This window comes from Mucilaginibacter sp. SMC90, from assembly GCF_022811725.1.
Taxonomy (GTDB): domain Bacteria; phylum Bacteroidota; class Bacteroidia; order Sphingobacteriales; family Sphingobacteriaceae; genus Mucilaginibacter.
Genome location: NZ_CP094527.1, coordinates 2,141,094 through 2,161,360 on the forward strand (window position 1 = coordinate 2,141,094; position 20,267 = coordinate 2,161,360).

Annotated in this window: 23 protein-coding genes; 20 read left to right on the forward strand and 3 right to left on the reverse strand. The window is 42.2% G+C overall.

The annotated features are described in order from the left end of the window. Positions 1–91: 91 nt before the first annotated feature. The 14 genes from MTO98_RS09070 to MTO98_RS09130 all read left to right on the forward strand — a co-directional run bounded on the left by MTO98_RS09070 (position 92) and on the right by MTO98_RS09130 (position 11,845). Positions 92–1,264 (forward strand): sensor histidine kinase, encoded by a 1,173-nt coding sequence (locus tag MTO98_RS09070; protein ID WP_243486333.1) that lies wholly within the window; start codon positions 92–94, stop codon positions 1,262–1,264. Positions 1,265–1,275: 11 nt separating this feature from the next. After that, on the forward strand, positions 1,276–1,971 hold the full coding sequence (locus MTO98_RS09075; RefSeq protein ID WP_243486334.1) for a LytTR family DNA-binding domain-containing protein: 696 nt from the start codon (positions 1,276–1,278) through the stop codon (positions 1,969–1,971). A 101-nt stretch (positions 1,972–2,072) separates the two neighbouring features. Next, a complete protein-coding gene (locus MTO98_RS09080; protein WP_243486335.1) occupies positions 2,073–2,450 on the forward strand; it encodes a response regulator in 378 nt (125 codons plus the stop codon). A gap of 71 nt (positions 2,451–2,521) precedes the next feature. Continuing rightward, positions 2,522–2,764: a PqqD family protein gene (locus MTO98_RS09085; RefSeq protein ID WP_243486336.1), complete on the forward strand. Its 243-nt coding sequence runs from the start codon at positions 2,522–2,524 to the stop codon at positions 2,762–2,764. A gap of 5 nt (positions 2,765–2,769) precedes the next feature. Continuing rightward, positions 2,770–3,822: an ATP-grasp domain-containing protein gene (locus MTO98_RS09090; RefSeq protein WP_243486337.1), complete on the forward strand. Its 1,053-nt coding sequence runs from the start codon at positions 2,770–2,772 to the stop codon at positions 3,820–3,822. Between the two features lie 9 nt (positions 3,823–3,831). Continuing rightward, positions 3,832–5,190: a hypothetical protein gene (locus MTO98_RS09095; RefSeq protein WP_243486338.1), complete on the forward strand. Its 1,359-nt coding sequence runs from the start codon at positions 3,832–3,834 to the stop codon at positions 5,188–5,190. Continuing rightward, positions 5,187–7,343, forward strand: coding sequence for an urea transporter (locus MTO98_RS09100; RefSeq protein WP_243486339.1), 2,157 nt, complete (start codon positions 5,187–5,189; stop codon positions 7,341–7,343). Before MTO98_RS09095 ends, MTO98_RS09100 begins: the two co-directional genes overlap by 4 nt. After that, positions 7,325–8,503, forward strand: a complete 1,179-nt coding sequence (locus MTO98_RS09105; RefSeq protein WP_243486340.1) for a M48 family metallopeptidase — start codon at positions 7,325–7,327, stop codon at positions 8,501–8,503. Before MTO98_RS09100 ends, MTO98_RS09105 begins: the two co-directional genes overlap by 19 nt. Beyond that, positions 8,491–9,111, forward strand: coding sequence for a tetratricopeptide repeat protein (locus MTO98_RS09110; protein ID WP_243486341.1), 621 nt, complete (start codon positions 8,491–8,493; stop codon positions 9,109–9,111). Before MTO98_RS09105 ends, MTO98_RS09110 begins: the two co-directional genes overlap by 13 nt. Before the next feature lie 15 nt (positions 9,112–9,126). Further along, positions 9,127–9,252, forward strand: a complete 126-nt coding sequence (locus MTO98_RS34250; RefSeq protein ID WP_256464369.1) for a hypothetical protein — start codon at positions 9,127–9,129, stop codon at positions 9,250–9,252. A gap of 151 nt (positions 9,253–9,403) precedes the next feature. After that, complete coding sequence (locus MTO98_RS09115; protein WP_243486342.1) at positions 9,404–9,757, forward strand: DUF488 domain-containing protein; 354 nt, start codon at positions 9,404–9,406, stop codon at positions 9,755–9,757. A gap of 100 nt (positions 9,758–9,857) precedes the next feature. Next, on the forward strand, positions 9,858–10,709 hold the full coding sequence (locus tag MTO98_RS09120) for a methylated-DNA--[protein]-cysteine S-methyltransferase (protein WP_243486343.1): 852 nt from the start codon (positions 9,858–9,860) through the stop codon (positions 10,707–10,709). Positions 10,710–11,114: 405 nt separating this feature from the next. Then, entirely contained in the window at positions 11,115–11,297 is a 183-nt protein-coding gene (locus tag MTO98_RS09125) for a hypothetical protein (RefSeq protein ID WP_243486344.1), read from the forward strand. A 122-nt stretch (positions 11,298–11,419) separates the two neighbouring features. Beyond that, complete coding sequence (locus tag MTO98_RS09130) at positions 11,420–11,845, forward strand: hypothetical protein (protein WP_243486345.1); 426 nt, start codon at positions 11,420–11,422, stop codon at positions 11,843–11,845. Positions 11,846–11,909: 64 nt separating this feature from the next. Here the strand turns inward: MTO98_RS09130 and MTO98_RS09135 are convergent, their stop codons facing one another. Further along, positions 11,910–12,269 (reverse strand): nuclear transport factor 2 family protein, encoded by a 360-nt coding sequence (locus tag MTO98_RS09135; protein ID WP_243486346.1) that lies wholly within the window; start codon positions 12,267–12,269, stop codon positions 11,910–11,912. Positions 12,270–12,614: 345 nt separating this feature from the next. Between MTO98_RS09135 and MTO98_RS09140 the strand changes: the two genes are divergently transcribed. From MTO98_RS09140 to MTO98_RS09150, 3 genes are all read left to right on the forward strand, one after another. After that, on the forward strand, positions 12,615–13,031 hold the full coding sequence (locus MTO98_RS09140) for a hypothetical protein (RefSeq protein WP_243486347.1): 417 nt from the start codon (positions 12,615–12,617) through the stop codon (positions 13,029–13,031). A 53-nt stretch (positions 13,032–13,084) separates the two neighbouring features. Next, a complete protein-coding gene (locus MTO98_RS09145; protein WP_091210957.1) occupies positions 13,085–13,678 on the forward strand; it encodes a penicillin-binding protein activator LpoB in 594 nt (197 codons plus the stop codon). 63 nt (positions 13,679–13,741) lie between these two features. Next, positions 13,742–15,166 (forward strand): COG3014 family protein, encoded by a 1,425-nt coding sequence (locus MTO98_RS09150; RefSeq protein ID WP_243486348.1) that lies wholly within the window; start codon positions 13,742–13,744, stop codon positions 15,164–15,166. 285 nt (positions 15,167–15,451) lie between these two features. On the opposite strand, the gene phnN is transcribed toward MTO98_RS09150, so the two are convergent. Both phnN and MTO98_RS09160 read right to left on the reverse strand, forming a co-directional pair. Then, complete coding sequence (gene phnN / locus MTO98_RS09155; RefSeq protein WP_243486349.1) at positions 15,452–16,009, reverse strand: phosphonate metabolism protein/1,5-bisphosphokinase (PRPP-forming) PhnN; 558 nt, start codon at positions 16,007–16,009, stop codon at positions 15,452–15,454. Between the two features lie 92 nt (positions 16,010–16,101). Further along, positions 16,102–16,899, reverse strand: coding sequence for an endonuclease/exonuclease/phosphatase family protein (locus MTO98_RS09160; protein ID WP_243486350.1), 798 nt, complete (start codon positions 16,897–16,899; stop codon positions 16,102–16,104). 221 nt (positions 16,900–17,120) lie between these two features. Between MTO98_RS09160 and MTO98_RS09165 the strand changes: the two genes are divergently transcribed. From MTO98_RS09165 to MTO98_RS09175, 3 genes are all read left to right on the forward strand, one after another. Next, positions 17,121–17,786 (forward strand): O-methyltransferase, encoded by a 666-nt coding sequence (locus MTO98_RS09165; protein WP_243486351.1) that lies wholly within the window; start codon positions 17,121–17,123, stop codon positions 17,784–17,786. 264 nt (positions 17,787–18,050) lie between these two features. Then, positions 18,051–19,076, forward strand: a complete 1,026-nt coding sequence (locus tag MTO98_RS09170) for a LacI family DNA-binding transcriptional regulator (RefSeq protein WP_243486352.1) — start codon at positions 18,051–18,053, stop codon at positions 19,074–19,076. 117 nt (positions 19,077–19,193) lie between these two features. Next, positions 19,194–20,243, forward strand: a complete 1,050-nt coding sequence (locus tag MTO98_RS09175; protein WP_243486353.1) for a family 43 glycosylhydrolase — start codon at positions 19,194–19,196, stop codon at positions 20,241–20,243. Positions 20,244–20,267 lie beyond the last annotated feature (24 nt).

Genomic DNA, 20,267 nt, shown 5'->3' on the forward strand with positions numbered 1-20,267 from the left:
ACAGGTGCTTTTTTTAAATACTAAAAACCAGCTATTAATGTTTGCCGCCCGGCTGCTCCGGCATTGATAAGTAAAAAGAATCTTATTTTAAATGATCCGCTCAAAAGCAACCACTTTTTTTATTCATGCTGCCGGCTGGCTCGTGTTTTTAGGGTTTCCGCTTTTGTTCATGAACCGTACGCAGCAAAGCGGTGCGGCTTCATTTGCTATACTGTTTTCACCTTATTATTGGCTGTTTTGCCTCACTTACATATTTATGTTTTATCTGAACGCCTGGTACCTGGTACCTAAGTTTGTGTTCCGTAAAAGATATACATGGTATGGATTTATTGTTTTAATGCTTTCGGGCTGTGTTTACTTTTTACAGCCTTTTGATAACCTGCTGCTTCACAATATCAAAGGAAACAAACCCGCAACGGCTGCTATAGGGCCTCAGATTACGCCCGCCGGTATAGATACCCTGGCAACAGGCCAGCAAAATATGCCATTTGGCCCGCTGCCGCATGAAGACCTGCGGATGCAGGACCCAGGTCTTAAAGCTGCTAATCAAGTCATTTTCATTCACCAGTCGGGCAATATCGATATGGTGGGCTTGTTTATTTTCATCATTGTAATGGGCTTAAGCATTGCTATTGCAACTGTTCAAAAATGGCAGTTTGCCGAGCAGATGGTTACCCGTGCCGAGGCCGAAAAGGCGCACGCCGAGCTATCATTCCTGAAAGCACAGATCAATCCTCACTTCCTGTTCAATACGCTGAATAACATTTATGCATTATCGGTTACCAATAGTGAACATACCTCCGAAAGCATTATGAAGCTCTCCAACATTATGCGTTATGTAACCGACGAGGTAACTGAAGACTTTGTTTTACTACGGAACGAAATTGACTGCATTAACGACTATATTGACCTGCAGCGCTTGCGGCTGGGCAAAAAAACGAAACTTGATTTTGAGGTTTCGGGCGAAATCAATTATCAAAAAATCCCTCCCCTGGTGCTGATGACTTTTATTGAAAATGTTTTCAAATACGGAGTAAGCAAGCATCAGCCATCTGTTATTAATATTTGTCTGCGGGTAAGCGGTAACCAAATGCTGTTTATCTGCAGGAACACAATTTTCGAAAAACGATCTGAAACAGAGCGAAAAGGCATCGGTATAGCTAATAATCGCCAGCGCCTGCAGCATATTTATCCCAATAAACACCGGCTGGACATTAGCGCAGTCGATGGTAATTTTATTGTCGAACTGGAAATTAACGCTTAAAACTATTTATTATGCAATTGAAATGTGTAGCTATTGATGATGAGCCGCTGGCCCTTCAAATAATTGAGAGATACGTAGCCGGGTACCCTGCGTTAACTATGGTAAACACTTTTGAGGATGCCATATCCGGCGGCGAATATCTGAAACGGAACAACGTAGATGTGCTGTTCATAGACATTAACATGCCCGATATTACCGGTATTGATCTGGTAAAATCGCTTGCATATAAACCAATGGTAATTTTCACTACTGCCTACAAAAACTATGCATATGAAGGCTACGAGTTGGAAGCGGTTGATTATCTGCTAAAGCCTATCAATAATCTTCGTTTTGGTGCGGCGGTGCAAAAGGCCATTGGCTATCATCAGTACAAACATGCCGATACTTCAAGCCAGGATGATTTTCTTTATGTACATTCCGAATACAGGCTCATCAAAATCAACATTAACGATATCGAGTACATTGAAAGCATGCAGGATTATATTAAAATCCATATGCTGGGTGTAGCCAAACCAGTACTTACACTTATGCCGTTAAAAAGTGCAATTGAAAAGCTACCCGCTTCAAAGTTTATCCGCATCCATCGCAGTTTTGTGGTGGCGCGTAACCAGATCAGGTCAATCCATAACCGCAAAATCAAGCTAACTGAAATTGAACTGCCTGTGGGCACAAATTATACCGATTTTATCAAAGACTGGCACAAATAATCAATTCATCGGCACATTAAAGGTATTTAACGACACATTATTTTATTGCCCCGCAAATAGCATCAACTTTATATTAATAATTGATGCTAATCCTTACAGCAATGAAAAAAGCAGGTAACAAGAAAACCATTTTAGTGCTCGATAAAAACAGCAGGATGTTATCAGTAATTGATGACATTATGTATTACGGTGATTTTGATGTGCATTTAACCTATGATCCTAATGCTATATATGATAAGGCTAAGGTGATTAACCCCGACCTGATCATTCTGGATTATTTGCTGCTTGATACAGATTGTGAACTGGTGTGCCGTGATTTTAAAGATGATGACCTGCTGCGTAATGTGCCTATCATCATTGTGACTGCCTTTAAAACAAAAAGATCACAAGCCGACTCTTATAAATGCGATGCCCTGTTTGTAAAACCCCTGGATATGGAGGTACTTGCATCAAGAATTGAATACCTGATGGCTTCCTGAAACCGGTTTTGTAAACTCATATAAACCTGCTAAGTTTAGCTTTTATTACTTTAAACAAACTTGCAATATAAATGAAACTCAAGAGCAATATTGCCACCAGCGATAACGGGTTTATATTTAACCCTGCCACCGGCGATTCGTTTTCCGGCAATGACATGGCGGCACAATTGCTTGCGGCCATGAAAAGCGGTAAAACCGAAACTGAGATTAAACAGGACATTCTTAACAGGTTTGAAGTAAGCGAAAACCAGCTGAACAGGGATTGGGACGATTGGTTGCAGCAGCTAAAAGAGGCAAATTTGCTCGAAAACTAAGAAGAATGGCAAACAAGTACAATAACTTATGTATTGCCGTTACAGGGCTTAATGCCAATGATAACCCAGGCCCGGGCATGGCGGTTATCCGTTCTTTAAAAGCGTATTTTGGAGAAAGCTTGCGCATAGTAGGGCTATCATATGAATCATTAGAGCCGGGGATCTATCTGCGCGATCAGGTAAATAAAAGCTACCAGTTACCTTATCCAACCGAGGGGGCGGCAGCCCTGATTGAACGTTTGGCGTATATCAATCAGCATGAAAACCTTGATCTTATCATACCAAACTTTGATTCTGAACTATTTAATTTTATAAAAATAGCTCCGCAGTTACAGCAAATGGGTATTGCAACCTATCTCCCCACACACCAGCAACTTGCTTTAAGGGATAAAATACACCTGACGGGTTTGGGCACAAAGCATGGCTTTTATATACCTGCAGACCATAAGCTTTACACCGCCGAAGACCTGCAAAAAGCTGCAGCCGAGTTTAATTTTCCTATGGTGATTAAAGGGAAATTTTATGAAGCTTATGTGGTTTATACCATGGACCAGGCATTAAAAGCTTTTCATCAGCTTAACGCAACATGGGGCGTGCCTGTAATTGCACAACAATATATTAAAGGCACCGAGATAAATATAGCAGCCCTGGGCGATGGTAAAGGTCATAATATCAGTATAGTAGCCATGCGTAAGCTTTATATTACCGATAAAGGCAAGGCCTGGGCTGGTGTTACCATTAAAGATGACAAGCTTACCCAGCTGGCCGGTAACTTTACACTTGCTACCAATTGGAAAGGCGGTTACGAAATGGAGATCATGAGCACCGCCGAAGGGCATTTATACATATTAGAAATTAATCCGCGTTTTCCGGCATGGATTTATTTAACTGCCGCTGCAGGTCAAAACCAGCCTGCTGCCCTGGCTAAAATGGCTATGGGCGAAGTTGTTGAACCTTATACCGATTACCAGGCCGGCAAGTTATTTGTCAGGTATTCATGGGACCATATTGCCGATATAGCCGATTTTCAAAAAATCTCGGCCTTGGGCGAATTATAATTTATAGCAATGGAAAAGCTGCCATACCAAAAACCATACATAAAAAAATTACATGCAGGTGCCATGAACAAATTTGGTAGCCGCACCGGTGTGCAGCCCGTAAAAAGCATTGATGGTGTTTCGGTTAAAAGTTTAATTGAAAGTTATGGCTCACCGGTATTTGTGCTGTCAGAAAAACAAATTCGAAAAAACTACCGGGCGGCATATCGTGCATTCAGTACGCGCTACCCAAAGGTGCAATTTGCCTGGAGCTATAAAACCAATTACCTCAATGCTGTTTGCCAGATCTTTCACCAGGAAGGCAGCTGGGCCGAAGTTGTGTCGGGCTTTGAATACCGTAAAGCGCTGGGCAATGGTGTCCCCGGCAATAAGATCATTTTTAATGGTCCGGGCAAATCAAAAGCTGATCTACAGTTGGCTATTGAGCATGATTCGTTGATCCATATTGATCATTTCGATGAGCTTAACCTGTTGCTTGTACTAAGTAAAAATTTAGCCAACAAACCACGTGTGGCTATCCGGGTAAATATGGACACCGGCGTTTACCCCCTTTGGGACCGCTTTGGCTTTAACTATGAAAATGGTGAAGCGTGGTTGGCAATTACAAAGATTGCGGCTTCGGGAAGCTTGCATTTGGCAGGGCTGCACTGTCATATCGGTACCTACATGCTTTCAACCGATGCGTATGAAATTGCCGCCAATAAATTGGCCCAACTTGCAGTAAGCTGTCAAACTCAGTTAAACCATAAAATCGAGTATCTTGACATGGGCGGAGGTTTCCCATCAACCAATACATTAAAAGGAGCATACTTGCCGGGGAATGATACCGTACCAACGGTTGATGATTTTGCCGAAGTGATTACCTCGGCGCTCCTCAATTTCGGGTTTGCTAATGATGATTTGCCATTGCTGATATTGGAGAGTGGCCGTGTACTGATAGACGACGCAGGATACCTGCTGGGTACCGTTATAGCAAATAAACGGTTGGCCAATGGTAAAAGTGCTGCCATTGTTGATTTTGGCGTAAATATCCTGTTCACATCTTTTTGGTACGAGCATCAGATAAGCCCGGCGCAGGATTTTATGGCCAATAACGAAAACATGGCGATTTATGGCCCGCTTTGTATGAACATAGACGTGATCAGGGAAAGTATCAATCTGCCGCCGCTAAATCCCGGTGATCATGTGGTGGTTCACAAAGTTGGTGCCTACAACATGACCCAATGGATGCAGTTCATTACTTTACGACCAGCAGTTGTGCTTATCGATGAAAAGCTGCGCACGCACCTCATTCGCCAAAATGAAACAATGGAGTACACTGCCGAACCGGAGTTAATACCCGATCATTTAAACAACAACAGTAGGTGAAGCAAATTGCAGCATTTATAAAGCCGGTCCTCAATTCCTATTCGGTACTGTTTTTTTCGCAAAACCGGATATTGGGCGGCATTTTGTTGCTGGTTTCCTTCTTTAATCCGGTATCGGGGTTTGCAGGGCTGTGTTGTGTTGTGATATCGCTGCTGATAACAAAATCATTAAAACTCAAAGCCGAAGATTGCCGGACTGGTATCTACAGCTTTAACAGTTTGTTATTGGGGATAGCATTTGGTGCGTTTTTTCAACTTAACCTGATGTTTATATGCTGGCTTTTAGTTGCCTGTTGCATGGTTGTGATTACAACCGTCATCATATCGCAGCGGTTAGGCAAAATAGGGTTGCCTATGCTTTCGCTGCCATTTGTAATTACATTCTGGTTAGTATTACTTGCATCAAACAGTATTTTTAACACCGGGTTAATGCAAAAAAGTAGTTCTCTGCTCCAGGAAATCTACACCGGACCGGGTAACCTAGCCGGGGCCGAGGGGTACTTTGCAGCCACGCTGCCTAAGCTATTAAGCTTGTTTTTTCGGTCGTTAAGTGCTATATTATTTCAGGACCATATTATTGCCGGGATGCTTATCACAATAGGGATATTGATTCATTCGCGCATTGCGTTTAGTTTACTGGTAATTAGTTTTTTAGCTGCCTGCGGCTTCAATAGTATCACGCATACCTACCCTGAAGGGATCAGCTATTACCATTTGGGTGCCAATTTAATGATGGCTTCAATGGCTATCGGAAGTTTTTTTACTATTCCTTCGGTACGCTCTTACCTATTGGCTGTATTTTGCATCCCTCTTGGTTTTATAATTATCAACGCGCTCACCGCCCTTGCAAGCGTCCATGCGCTACCTGTTTTTTCGCTGCCGTTTTGCATACTCAATATTGGCCTGCTTTATTTTTTAATGCTAACAGGTAATCAGCCCGGGTTGCAGTTAACTACAGCACAGCATTACTCGCCCGAGAAAAACCTTTACCATGTTTTAAACCTGCAAAACAGGTTAAATGATCTGAAATACATGAGGCTCGGTTTACCTTTTATGGGCTATTGGACAGTTTCACAGGGCTACAACGGCAATATTACCCACAAAGGCGAATGGGGCCAGGCGCTTGATTTTGTGATCACCGATGATGAGCAGAAAACGTTTCAGTATCCGGGCACGCTTCCTGAGCACTTTTATTGTTTTAACAAACCTGTGTTGGCCTGTGCCGATGGTATTGTAGAACACATTGTAAACCATGTGGAAGATAATGATATTGGTGATGAAAACCTAAAAGAGAACTGGGGGAATACCGTTGTTATCCGCCATGCCGAAAGACTTTATTCAAAGCTCTCTCACCTGAAAAAAAACTCCATAAAAGTTAAGCCCGGCGATAGCGTAAAACAAGGAGACCTGCTGGGCTTTTGCGGCAATTCGGGCCGGTCACCTGAGCCGCATTTACATTTTCAGTTGCAGGCAACGCCTTATATAGGCTCCAAAACACTACGCTATCCGTTTGCGTACTACTTTAACAAAAAAGGCAATCAAAATAGCCTTGAAAGCTATGCTATTCCTGATGAAAATGATGTGGTATGCAATTTTGAGATCGACACATCACTTAAAAAAGCTTTCGACCTGCAACCGGGGTTTGTAGCTAAATTGATTACAGAAAATGGGATAACGGAAGATTGGGAGGTTTTTAAAGACACATTAAACCAATTGTTCATTTACAGTAAAACAACAGGAGCCGTAGCTTATTTCGTTAACAACGGCCCGATGTTTTACTTTACCAGTTTTTATGGCGACAGGACTTCATTGCTCTATTATTTTTACCTGGCGGCCTATAAAGTTATTTTTAATGATGCCGGGTACATCCAAGCCTGCGATGAATTGCCATTGCCGCTCACAAACAGTAAAATAATGCTTTGGCTGCAGGATTTTGCAGCCCCTTTTTACAGGTTTATCAGTGTAAAATACCAAAGCAGTATCCAGGCAAAAAAAACAGGATTAAATATAGTTTCTACACAATACCAGGAAATTGCCGGTAAGAAAAATCCACTTAGCGAAGCAACAGTTTTTGTTGATCATGGCAACCTGCAGGGCTTTGTCATAAATATAAACGGCCAGCATATTAAAGCACAATGGAGTACAGAAAATTAACTATCGTTTTTGTTCTTTTATTAGCGGCTGTTGTAACCTATGGGCAAGATAGCAACGTTGCTACACCAGATAGTACTGCCAATCAACTATACAATGCCGGCAACTGGAAACAACTCATCACTTTTGTAAATAAATCAGTTATTGATAGTGCCGAATCACCCGCCTTAAGGTTTAAAGTAGGGTATGCTTATATGCTTACAGGTAATTACAAAGCAGCTATTAGCCAGTTTAACCGGGTGTTGAGTACCGAACCTCATAATGTTACAGCGCGTTTGTACAATTACTACTGCAATACTTATATCAACAATAACAGCGCGGCGTTCTACAATGCATCATATGTAGATAGGGAAACCCTGCAGGGTATTAAACTATCCTCCCTGGGCGTAACAGATGCAGTTTTGGAAAGCGGCATAAAACTACCTGCCAATGATGAGCGCGATAACGGTTTTTTTGAACGTGCCGGTATCGGGCTGCGATTATCCTGGCGCTTACAACTTGACCAATCGTTTATATTCTTTAAACAAAATATTTTCCGGTCGGGCTTTATTGATTATAAGAACCAGGTAGGCAAAACCGACAAACAAACCGAATATTACGCCAAAGCAAAGTATTCACTGGCTAAAAATATGAGTGTTTTAGGAGCATATCATTATCTGCATACCAGTTACCGAAGCAATATCCATCAAAGTAACCTGGGTTTATTAGGAATAAAATATGACACCCGTTACATTGATTTGCAGGGAGATGTTAATTTTGGAAAACTGATTGACAAAACGCTAAAACAGTATGATGTTAAACTGGATTTTTATCCCCTGGGAAACCTGAATTTGTACACGATGAGCAAGGCTTCGGTACTCAGTTTAAGCGGAACTAATTCATTTATTTACAATCAATTGGTAGGGTTTAAAGTAATGAGTAAAATATGGCTGGAAACGAGTGCCACCTTTGGTAACCAGGACGATTACCTGGATGCCGACGGGCTTTATGTATATAATGCCATTGACCCTACAAAATTTAAATGCGGCGAAAACGTTTTTTACCAGTTAGGCAGACAGGTCTTACTGAATTTAAATTACTTTTATGAAAACAAAACAGACGTTTACCGCGCTGTTAACTATAAACAAAACTCTGTTACGTTAGGTATTACATGGAAATTTTAAAGAGGACGTTTACAGGACTATTTTTACTTGTATTTGCGGCACAACTGCAGGCACAAACAAACGCGGTGCTTCAAAAGGCCTTTCATAACAGTTATACTAACGAATTAAATAAAAACTACGTTGCAGCCATTGCCGATATATATCCATACTATTCGGAAAATAATTATGAAATAACTATCAGGCTGGGATGGCTTAATTACCTCATTAAAAACTATACAGCGTCGCAAACATATTATCAAAAAGCAATTGTCCTAAAGCCAAACTCCGTTGAGGCAAAATTTGGCTATGTGAAACCCCTTTCGTTTTTGCAAAGCTGGGATAAAGTACTGGAACAATACCTTGCTATCCTGAAAATAGATCCGCAAAATACCCAGGCCAATTATTGGGGCGGTGTAATTTATTATAACCGTAAGCAATATGAACCTGCCATTAAGCTTTTCCGTACAGTGATAACACTTTATCCCTTTGATTACGATGGTAATCATATGCTGGCCTGGTCAATGCTTATGGCCGGCAAAAAGGCAGAGGCGAAGCAGTTTTTTGAAAGAGCGCTGGTCATTAAACCTGCCGATGCTTCGAGCACAGATGGCTTAGCCCGGTGCAATTAATAGCCTTTACTTCCCATGGCCAATTTAAAGTTATTGGTAATTAAAAACTATATGGCCAATACCTGGTGTGAGTACATTTGCATGTGGGATCTGTTTGATGATCGTAAACTCGCCACCGGTATAATAGCCGATATCAATTAAGATTTTTAATCCGGTTTTTAGGTGTTGTTCCTGTATCATTTTTGTTATTTTGAGCCTTATCAAGGCTATAGTAGGAAGAGCCGGCAGCCAATCCGTTTCTTGCGGAGTTCGTTTTCGATCAGTCTGCCATAAATTATAAGGAGTTTATACCATGGATATAAAAGTTAAACGGGTTTATGAAACTTACGCCAAAGAAGATGGTGTAAGGATTTTGGTAGACCGCCTTTGGCCCCGCGGAATAAAAAAGGAAGATGCCCAAATTGATAAGTGGTTTAAAGAGATAGCGCCATCCAGCGAGTTAAGGAAATGGTATGATCACGATCCTGAAAAGTTTGAGGCTTTTAATCAAAAGTACCATGCCGAAATTGATGGGACAAAGGTGCTGGATGAATTGATTAATTATATCCGGGAACATAAAACTGTGACGCTGGTGTTTTCGTCAAAAGAGCTTAAACTAAATAATGCGATGGTGTTGAAGAATATAATTGATGAGCATACCGACTGAAAACTCAGCAAGAATCGGGTTGTTGAGGGCTGTTTGGGTCGGTAATTTTGTGTTATAAAACAATAAAAACACAATTGATTTATTGAATTAATAAAACATCATGAAAACCCAGCAAGAAATAGATTATACCCGCATAGCTGATGCGATAGGATTTTTCAGGGAGAATTTTAAGGCTCAGCCCAAACTGGAAGAAGTAGCAGATCATGTTAATTTAAGTCCGTTTCATTTTCAGCGAATGTTTAAGGATTGGGCAGGAGTAACGCCTAAACAATTTTTGCAATATTTAAGTATAGAGCATGCCAAAGAAATATTGAAACAGCAGGACGCTAATGTTTTTAATACCGCATTGGAAACCGGTCTTTCGGGAGGAGGCAGGTTACATGACCTGTTCATTAAGGTGGAAGGTATGACGCCCGGCGAATACCGAAATGGAGGTGCCTTGCTAAATATCAATTATTCGTTTGCCGATACACCCTTTGGTGAGGCGATAGTTGCATCAACTGCTAAAGGCATTTGCCACATGGCTTTTGTTGATGGCAATGAAGAACACGCTCTGGAACAACTGAAAATGAGTTTCCCTAATGCGGTATATAACCAACTGGTAGATAGGATCCAGCAGAATGCCTTGTTTATTTTTACACAGGACTGGAACCACCTGGATGAGATCAAACTGCATTTAAAAGGAACCGATTTTCAGATCAAGGTATGGGAAACATTATTAAAAGTACCTGCCGGGGGATTAACAACCTATGCCACGCTCGCCAAAAAAGCAGGCAGCGAAAACGCTTACCGGGCGGTAGGAACAGCGGTTGGCAGCAATCCGGTAGCATTCCTGATCCCATGTCACCGTGTGATTAAATCAACCGGCGAGATAGGACAGTACCATTGGGGAAGTACCCGCAAAAATGCGATCATAGGCTGGGAGGCAGCTTTGCAGGAGCGGGTTGATTAAGAGGGGGCTGAAAATATGTCATTGAAGAGCGAAACGGGAATGAGCACTGGGGCGACGCGGCAATCGCATACTATACAGAGCGGCTGTGCTTCCGTGCAACGACACGGTTTTTATCTTTCTGCAACTTGCTCTCGTTTGTAACGAGAGCTTAATATGGTTTGGCGATTGCATCGCCAGTCGCGTTATAAACGCTAACCCAAGTTACGCGCTCGTTACAAACGAACGCAAGAAGCGGTAAGTTAGATTTCTAATTTCCTTCCTTGGGGAGGGAGTTAGAAATTTAACCTGCACTTATTGTGAAAGTATGCTGATTCTAAATAGTTCTAAATTTTATTGAGATTATTAGATATCAATGCTTTAAAACTATCCTTGGGATTAAAAGTATTATTGTTTAATTTTGTAGTTATGACACGCAAACTTGTGAAAGTTACCCGCTCAAAAGGCGAAAGGCTCGGTTGGACACCTTTAGACCAAGTAAAGTATGTCACCTTAAAATCGGTGAACATACACGGCCGTAAAGTATCGGTTTGTCAGCGTCAGGAACTTCACCAGAATGAAGCAGCAGGGGCGAAATTTATTATCCCTTGATCTTTAATTCGATAGGCTACCCGCTTAAATTTATTCAAAGACGGCCGTGCCGCGATACCAGCGCTCATCTATTTACGTTAATTTATAAGTTCAAATCTCCCATAACGAGATATGCTTATATTTTGCATGCTGATTACCACGATGAAGATGTTTTTGCGTTGAAATTTTATGCACAAAAAGACAAGCAAGATGACTTTAAATATTCCCGGATCACTAATAAGGGCGATGTATTCAATATATTGATTACTTGTTTGCGGGTTATTCCTATCATTTTGGCGGATTACCCAACCGCTTCATTCGGTTTTATCGGTTCCAGAACTGTTGACCGGGCATCGGGAACCGTCGAAAATTATCAGAATACCCAACGCTTCCGGGTATATTGCGGTATAGTGGAAGGAACCATTGGGGAACAAACCTTCGCGCATTATGAGTATGAAGAAGTCAGCGGTTATCTGTTGATCAACCGTTCGGCTCCTGACATCGAAGCCAAAGAACAAGTGATTAACCGAATGTTTTCTGCAACATATAATGAGCTCCCTAATATCTGATCAAGCCGTAATCGGCAAATCTTCATGACAATTTTCGTTAGTTTGCGGGGGGGGTAAACAACCGTTAATGCCCCACACTCACCACCCTCGTTACTTTCCACTGTTCATCCTTATACTGCCAAACATGTACAAATTTCATTAAGCCTACGATCTCTTTCCCATTTTCGGTGTGAGTAAATTTGTGTGTGCCCATTTCAATGGCACCGAAGCCGGGCATAGGGTAAACCTCAAGCGTTTCTTTAAGCAGATCGCGGCGCAGGTCGGCAGCTTGTTTGTTTTCAAAAATGCCTTTGAAGCCTGCCATTGTTGCTTCATAGCCGGTTACACCTTTGCCATCGTTATAAAATTCAACATCAGGGGTAAACAGTGTTTTCATTACTTCAAGGTTGCGGCTATTAAAGGCGTTGAACATTACACTATCCATATGTGCTATGGTGTTGTATAGTTGCTGATCTTTGGGTTTAAAAGCAGTTGCTTGAGCGTTTGCAGCAGAGGCAAACAGCGTTGTAATTATAACCGTAATAAGTACGAGATAAGGTCATTTTTTCATGATATTAAAGGTGTTCAAATATATCATAATGACGCGCCAACCTGGCCTACAGTGACACCGTTAATCATAGTTTTTATAACCAAAACTGCACTAAGGCATCTCCGCAATTCATAATTAAGTAAAAAAGCTCCCGATTAACATATTTTAACGGCTTATGCTTAACGCTGGTGTAATATTTGGATACCATTTTACGTAACTTTACTTAACAAATTAAGCGCGATGAAAAAGAATATCTTCATTATGGCCTTGATGCTTTTAGGCGGTTTGTTTAGCGGTACTGTAAAAGCCCAGCAAACTGCAACATTAGTTGCCGATCAAAACCCCCGTTACGCGGAAAGCATGGCGAAATATCTCAGGAGTGCCGATACCCTGAACAGTTTGCACGGTACAACCATACAAAATACTTATAAAGCTTACGATTGGTACGAAGCCAAATTAGAACGCCGTCGTCAAAACCGCGAATGGCGGCATCAGGAACGTATGAACGGATACTACGATTATTCGCCTTCATGGGGTTTGTACGGTGGGTACTCATATTCACCATTTTTAAACTATGGCTGGGGTAACCGCTGGGGTGGTTATTATGGTGGCCGCTGGGGTGGCCGTACAAGCATTGGTGTCGGTTTTGGCTGGTAACAATTGGAGCAGCAATCAATCTAACATATCATAATTTATAATATATACTACAAATGAAATTTAACAGGATTTTAACAGTTGCTGCAATAGCAGTTTCAGGAATTTTCATAGCCTCATGCTCAAGGCAGGTTACACGCGTTAGCACCGATCAAACTATTGATGTTAGCGGCAACTGGAATAACAGTGATGCACGTATGGCTGCCGATGAGCTCACCGGCAAAATTTTAGGTGCTAACTGGATTGATACTCACCTTAATGAACATCAGGGCAAACGCCCGGTGGTTATAGTTGGTTTTGTGCAAAACAAAAGCCACGAGCACATTGATGCTGAAACGTTTTTAACTGATATTGAAAGCTCATTCATCCAGTCGCAAAAAGTACGTTTGGTTCAGGGCGGTAAAAAACGTGATGAATTACGTGCCGAAAAGGCCGATCAGCAAACAAATGCATCTGTATCGAGCATGAAAAAATTTGGTTTGGAAAACGGTGCCGATTATATACTCCAAGGCTCAATTAACTCAATTGTTGATGCACACAAACGTCAAAAAGTTGTTTACTACCAGGTTAATTTAGAGCTTACCAATATCCAGACAAATGAAGTGGTTTGGATAGGCGAAAAGAAAATTGCCAAATACGTTAAAAACTAAAGCTCGTATACATTATTGCCCTGAACATGGTACGCCTGTGTTCGGGGCAGTTTGCATTTAATAATGGTCAATCTACGTACGCATATTCTCCGGGTATTTTCTTTTATCGGGCTGATGCTTTTTTTATCGGCATGTTCCACCTATAATCAAAGCGTTGCGCCTTATTATAAAAACGTATCTGCCGGTAACTACCCTCAGGCCGAGAAGGAGCTTGATAAAAACGGCCTGATCCAGGCACCTCGAAATAAACTCCTGTACCTGATGGAGAAGGGGAGGATTTGCCATTTAAAAGGTGAATATGAAAACAGCAACAAGTACTTTAACCAGGCCGATCAGTTGCTTGACGAAGGGTTAACCAGCGCGTCTGACGCTGCTGTGGGGGTTTTGCTTAACTCGGCATCGCAAAAATATAAAGGCGAGGATTTTGAGAAGTTCATGATCCATTATTATAAGGCACTTAACTATTTGTACCTGAATAAAACGGAGGATGCCATTGTTGAAGCCCGCCGTATTACTTTACAGGCACAGGAGCAGGGGGATAAATACAACAATAAAGACAGCCGGTATTCAAACGATGCTTTTGCGTTAACGCTGCAGGGCATGTTGTATGAAAGTAATAACGATGTAAACAACGCTTTTATATCATACCGCAACGCGGCCGAAATTTATCTTAAAAGCCCCGATAAAACTTATTATGGTACCACCATGCCGGTTGAGTTAGAGGAAGATGTGATCCGCACAGCTAAGCTGAATGGATTTACAACAGAAGCCGACCAATTTGAAACAACATTTGGTATCAAATACGAGCCTGTAAAACCATCAGATGGCGGGGAACTGATCTTCTTTTGGGAAAACGGTCTTGCGCCTGTAAAAACGCAGGTGGACTTATTTTTTAGTCTGATCCGTAACAGCAACGGCGATCTTTTCTTTACCGATGCTGCCGGCGGCATCGTTGTTCCGTTTAATTATGATGGCGACAGGAACAGGGTGAATACTAAATCAGTTGAAAGCCTTCGGGTGGCGTTCCCTAAATATGTTGCCCAAACACCTTACTACTCAAGCGCAAGTATTTCCGTTAATGACCAGGATGCCCCGCTTGTAAAAGCCGAAGATATTAACGAATTGGCGTTTAAAACATTACAGCAGCGTGCTTTGAAAGAAATGAGCGGGATCCTGTCGCGCCTTGCAGTAAAAAAAATAGCCGAATATTCATTGCGGGCTGCTGCTAAAAGCGATGGCAAAACAAATGGTTTGCTGGAAGGTCTGGGTTACGGTATCCAACTCTATAGTTTATTATCTGAAAAGGCCGATACCCGTAATTGGCAAAGCTTGCCTGCTTATATTTCTTACACACGCGTGCCATTACAAAAAGGGGATAACCAGGTGCGCATTACCCTCAAAAATGCGCAGGGGGTTACCGAAACCAAAACTATTACTGTACAAGGTACCGGCAGGCTGCAATTTTATAACTATGCTACTTTACGATAATCAGCATCAGTTAAAACAGATCACTGATAAAATAAAAAAGCCATTTGCCGTTGAGGGCCGATGGCTGATTTATGTGATAGAGGCCGGCTATATATGCCTTTAAGAACTTTCCTTTTAATTGCTTAAAAGTAGGTTTAATATTTACAGCCCGAAATACCCTTTTTTAGGTATATTTTATCATGGCAATATCCTGTAATCAGGTCCTGCAGCCTGCTAACAGATAGTTCACGCTTTTTATCAAAAAATGGGTTGCTCTATTCAATCTTCCGGGTTTGTCAGGCAGGTTTAAGCCAATTGTTTTTCCGTTACCGATATCAGGCTTACCAATTCGTTCCCGGCAGCTTCAACGGCGGCATTGTTTTGTATTTCAATACAATTTTCAAGATTGGTATTGAGTTCGGCAGTCCGGGCTATGCGTTTGGCTATTTCCTCTGCATTTTCACGCCCGCGCACGGCTAAACGGCTGGCAATGATTTCGGCATTTGCAGTTATCAGTACCACTTTCAAATCGGGGTAAAGGCGCTGTGCAACAGGCAGGTATTCGCGCGAGCCATTAACTACCACGTTAAAACCTTTATTAAGCCAGCTGTTTATTTCCTGACCTATGCCATAATATTTATCATGGCTTCCCCAGCTTAACGCAAACATGCCGGCCCTGCTCCGTAACGCAAATTCCTCGTTGGTTAAGCTAACATGGTTTTCATTACCTGAAAACGGCGGACGGGTGATATACCTGTGCGCGAATACTACGTTTTCCGATCCGTTGATCTGTTTGCGGGCATAGTTCATCAGGGTATCCTTGCCGGCTCCTGATGCGCCGATAACATAAAATAGCTTACTCATGGTTAGTGGAATAATTTTTATTGTTGAAAGTGACAGGGGGGGCTCTATACTTTAAATAGTAAAATTACTGATAATTGTTAAGTGATTTGCAGTTAGGGTATTATGAGTGTAGTAGTGATGCCAAAATGATCGCTCGGATATAAACCGGTTTCTTCATCAGGTACATTTAATACAACTGCCGAATCGATAAACTGCGGGTAGCTATCTGTACCAGGTAAGGGCAACGTGAAGATCTGATCAACACATACCTGTTTGTTGGTTTTGTAATAAGCATCTGCAAGGCTGTACCTTGGTTCGCTGCCATCGCCTTCGGTATAACAATCTGCTGCTTTTGATAATTCTCTGAACGCTATAACCGCTTCTGAATCGGGTGTGGCATTAAAATCGCCGCAAATGATATGGTATGGATGTGCGGTGCTTGCGCTTACAAAACCGGCAAGGGCTTCGGCCTGGGCTTTTCTTAGATCTTTATGCTGTCCCAAATGTGTAAGATGGGTGGTGGTAATAGTAAGCGTTTGTCCCGATGGAAGTGTTACATTAGCCTGGAGAGCCTTACGGTCGTTATCCTCTGGTACCACAGGCAAATCAAAGCTGCCGGTTTCGGTAAGGGGATAAACAGATAATATGCCCAAGCCTGATGTACTATTAACCAGGTGCCCTTCAAAAAGACGTTTTTTGGAGCGGCCGGGTAAAAAACAATAGTTCATATCTAATTCCTTAGCCAAAAACTTCAGGGTATCGGCATTTGCTTGTTCACTGTAAAAGCATTCCTGGCAGGCTATAACATGAGGTTTTAAGTCGTTTAGCTGTTTGGCAAGTATGCCCATGCGCACACGGTATTCACCATCACATTTCCACGTATTTATGGTGATAATTTTAACATTTTCCACATCAGCAATATCAGCAATCTAAATTGTACAATCAACATTTAGCAATTATTAGCTGATGTTTTGTTTTGGGGTTAACTGGTTGACTCACTTTCAAACAGGGCAATGGTGGTTGGCTTCGAACCGTTGATTATTGAGGGGGGCTGCTGCTTGTTGTTTAACAAAAAGCTTACAATGCTTTTCGGTAAATAGTGTTTAATTTTATCACAACCAAAATAAACGTTATGGATACTTCACTTTTTGAATCGGTAGATCAGTATATAGGTAACCTGCTGGGCGATGAAGACGCAGTGCTGAAAGGTACTTTGAAATCTATGAAGGATGCCGGGATCCCGGGCATTAATGTATCGGCTAACCAGGGTAAGTTTTTACAGGTGCTGGCTAAGTTATGTAACGCAAAAAAAATTCTGGAAATAGGTACGCTTGGCGGTTACAGTACTATTTGGCTGGCCCGTGCGTTGCCTGCCGATGGCCAGCTCATCACCCTCGAGTTGGAACAAACTTATGCCGATGTTGCCCGCCAGAATATCATCAAAGCCGGTTTGGATCCAATTGTTGATATCAAAGTAGGCAAAGCGATGGACAGCCTTGCTACGCTTGATGCCGAAGACGAAGGGCCGTTTGATATGATATTTATTGATGCCGATAAACCTCCTTATACCGAATATTTTGAATGGGCGCTTAAGCTTTCACGGCCTGGTACCCTTATTGTTGCAGATAATGTAGTTCGCGAAGGTAAAGTACTTGATGATAAGTGTGATGATGAGCGCGTTAGGGGAGTACAGCGTTTTAATAAGGCCCTTGCTGATAATACCAAGGTAACGGCAACTATTATCCAAACCGTGGGCACTAAAGAGCATGACGGTATGGCTATAGTGGTTGTGAAGTAAAAAGGTCATAGTTTTTGTTCCCTCAGGGTCTCTCGCAGAGGATCCTGAGGGAACAGGAGCCGCTCCCTTCTACTACACATTCCAACGCACCCATCCCAAGGGAGGGAATTAATAAAAGCTAAGCTTATACAATAATTCTTGAATTTAATTGCATAGCTATCAATGCAATGGCGTGTACTTATGCCGGGTAGAACTTATTTTTCTTATGTTTACTATCCGATATACAACCGGATGTTAATTTTAGGATCATAAGCAGGGGACGAAATGAATTTTGGCGGAGTTACTATAAAGGATATTGCTAAAGAGCTGGGGATCTCACCCTCGGCGGTTTCCAAGGCGCTTAAAGACAGTCACGAAATAGGTGAAAAAACTAAAGCGCTTGTATTAGAGTGTGCCCAAAGGCTTAACTATCAGCCTAACCTTAATGCCCAAAGTCTTAAACGGGGCAATAGCAAATCTCTCGGTATCGTGGTTTCAACTATCGATAACCAGTTTTTTTCGCAGGTGATTAATGGTATCGAATCGGTAGCGCATAGCAAGGGGTACAATGTATTTATCACGCAAACCCATGAATCGTACGAGCTGGAAATGCAGAACGTGCGGCACCTCACTTTCCGCTCTATTGATGGTTTACTGATCTCCCTTTCAACCGAAACTAATAATATCGATCACCTTAAGAACCTTCATGAAAAGGGCCTGCCGATAGTTTTTTTCGACCGGGTAAGCGATGAGATTGATACCCACAAAGTAGTGGCCGATAACTTTGCCGGTGCTTATGACGCCACAACGCAATTAATTGGTGCGGGGTACCGTAAAATAGCACATATTACCAGTTCGGTAAACGTATCAATTACCGCCGAACGCTTAATAGGATATAAAAAGGCCCTCGAACAGCATGGCATACAGCCTGACGAGAAACTGATCAAATACTGCCCGCATGGCGGTAAGGACCTCGCAGAAATAGAGAATGCGCTAAGCGAACTGTTTTTGGATAGTAAACCCGATGCTATTTTTACAGCTTCCGACAGGATCACCACCACCACTTTGTCGCTCCTGCACAAATTAGGCTACCGGATCCCTGCTGATATTGCTTTGCTTGGCTTCACCAACACCCAATTAGCCGAAGTATTAAACCCGCCGCTGAGTGCCGTATATCAGCCTGGTTTTGAAATGGGGAAGAAGGCTACCGAAATGCTTATCAGTATTATTGAAAGCAAACGACCTGTCACTGAATTTGAAACTGCCGTATTGCCAACCCAGGTTTTCATCCGCAGTTCATCTCAACTCTAAAGAGTTAATACAGATCAGCTATTTTGATAATAAATGTATTTTTAACATTTGTTGTTTTTGTAAAATCTTTTGCAGACTTTTAGCGCATTATAAACCACGCTAATACCTTTCATCCCTATGAAAAAGATGCTCAATGCCTGTTTGCTGCTACTTATGTTTTGCAGTGTTGCTGTAGCGCAAAATGCTGGCGATAAAACTTTTACCAACCCGCTATTATCATCAGGTGCCGATCCCTGGGTTATTTATAAAGACGGGTTTTACTACTACACCAATTCAACCGGGGGCAATATCGCTATCTGGAAAACAAAGGATATTACCAAACTAAGCACTGCACCTAAGAAAGCTGTTTGGGCACCGCCATCGGGAACTGCTTATTCAAAAGAACTTTGGGCCCCCGAGCTGCATTTTATAAAAGGTAAATGGTACGTATATTTTGCAGCAGATAATGGCGATAATAACAATCACCGTATTTATGTGCTGGAAAATCCATCGGCAGACCCCACCGAGGGGGCTTGGGAGTTTAAGGGAAAAATAGCCGACAGTACAGATAAATGGGCTATTGACGCTTCGGTATTTGAAAATAACGGAAGCTGGTATATGATCTGGTCGGGCTGGGAAGGAGACCATAACGGGCAGCAGAATATCTACATAGCCAAGATGAAGGATGCTTTAACCATTGGCAGTGAACGGGTAAAGATTTCAAGTCCGGCTTACCAATGGGAAACCAATGGCGACCTGCACGATGCCGGCAACCCCGGGCATGTGAGTGTAAATGAAGGCCCGGAGATATTAAAACACGGCAATAAATTGTTCCTGATTTACTCGGCCAGCGGCTGCTGGACTGATTTTTATGCATTGGGAATGCTTACCGCCGCTAAAAACAGTGATTTGTTAAACCCTGCCTCATGGATAAAAACAGAGCAGCCGGTGTTTAAGCAATCGCCCGAAAATAGTGTTTACGCGCCCGGGCATAACTCCTTCTTCAAATCGCCCGATGGCCGAGAAGACTGGATCCTGTATCACGCCAATTCAAATCCCAACGAGGGCTGTGGCAATAAACGTTCGCCACGCGCACAAAAATTTACCTGGAACAAGGATGGTTCGCCAAATTTTGGTGTACCGCTGAAGGATGGACAGCCCTTGGCTGTACCTTCAGGAACGAAGTAGGATTAATTAAGAGGCTTTCCAACA

Coding starts and splice junctions, on each gene's coding strand:
- MTO98_RS09125 (WP_243486344.1), top strand. CDS start 11,115: ATGACACGCAAACTTGTGAAAGTTACCCGCTCAAAAGGCGAAAGGCTC.
- MTO98_RS09150 (WP_243486348.1), top strand. CDS start 13,742: ATGGTCAATCTACGTACGCATATTCTCCGGGTATTTTCTTTTATCGGG.
- phnN (WP_243486349.1), bottom strand. CDS start 16,009: ATGAGTAAGCTATTTTATGTTATCGGCGCATCAGGAGCCGGCAAGGAT.
- MTO98_RS09095 (WP_243486338.1), top strand. CDS start 3,832: ATGGAAAAGCTGCCATACCAAAAACCATACATAAAAAAATTACATGCA.
- MTO98_RS09085 (WP_243486336.1), top strand. CDS start 2,522: ATGAAACTCAAGAGCAATATTGCCACCAGCGATAACGGGTTTATATTT.
- MTO98_RS09075 (WP_243486334.1), top strand. CDS start 1,276: ATGCAATTGAAATGTGTAGCTATTGATGATGAGCCGCTGGCCCTTCAA.
- MTO98_RS09090 (WP_243486337.1), top strand. CDS start 2,770: ATGGCAAACAAGTACAATAACTTATGTATTGCCGTTACAGGGCTTAAT.
- MTO98_RS09105 (WP_243486340.1), top strand. CDS start 7,325: ATGGAGTACAGAAAATTAACTATCGTTTTTGTTCTTTTATTAGCGGCT.
- MTO98_RS34250 (WP_256464369.1), top strand. CDS start 9,127: ATGGCCAATTTAAAGTTATTGGTAATTAAAAACTATATGGCCAATACC.
- MTO98_RS09165 (WP_243486351.1), top strand. CDS start 17,121: ATGGATACTTCACTTTTTGAATCGGTAGATCAGTATATAGGTAACCTG.
- MTO98_RS09120 (WP_243486343.1), top strand. CDS start 9,858: ATGAAAACCCAGCAAGAAATAGATTATACCCGCATAGCTGATGCGATA.
- MTO98_RS09135 (WP_243486346.1), bottom strand. CDS start 12,269: ATGGATAGTGTAATGTTCAACGCCTTTAATAGCCGCAACCTTGAAGTA.
- MTO98_RS09140 (WP_243486347.1), top strand. CDS start 12,615: ATGAAAAAGAATATCTTCATTATGGCCTTGATGCTTTTAGGCGGTTTG.
- MTO98_RS09115 (WP_243486342.1), top strand. CDS start 9,404: ATGGATATAAAAGTTAAACGGGTTTATGAAACTTACGCCAAAGAAGAT.
- MTO98_RS09070 (WP_243486333.1), top strand. CDS start 92: ATGATCCGCTCAAAAGCAACCACTTTTTTTATTCATGCTGCCGGCTGG.
- MTO98_RS09110 (WP_243486341.1), top strand. CDS start 8,491: ATGGAAATTTTAAAGAGGACGTTTACAGGACTATTTTTACTTGTATTT.
- MTO98_RS09145 (WP_091210957.1), top strand. CDS start 13,085: ATGAAATTTAACAGGATTTTAACAGTTGCTGCAATAGCAGTTTCAGGA.
- MTO98_RS09170 (WP_243486352.1), top strand. CDS start 18,051: ATGAATTTTGGCGGAGTTACTATAAAGGATATTGCTAAAGAGCTGGGG.
- MTO98_RS09175 (WP_243486353.1), top strand. CDS start 19,194: ATGAAAAAGATGCTCAATGCCTGTTTGCTGCTACTTATGTTTTGCAGT.
- MTO98_RS09080 (WP_243486335.1), top strand. CDS start 2,073: ATGAAAAAAGCAGGTAACAAGAAAACCATTTTAGTGCTCGATAAAAAC.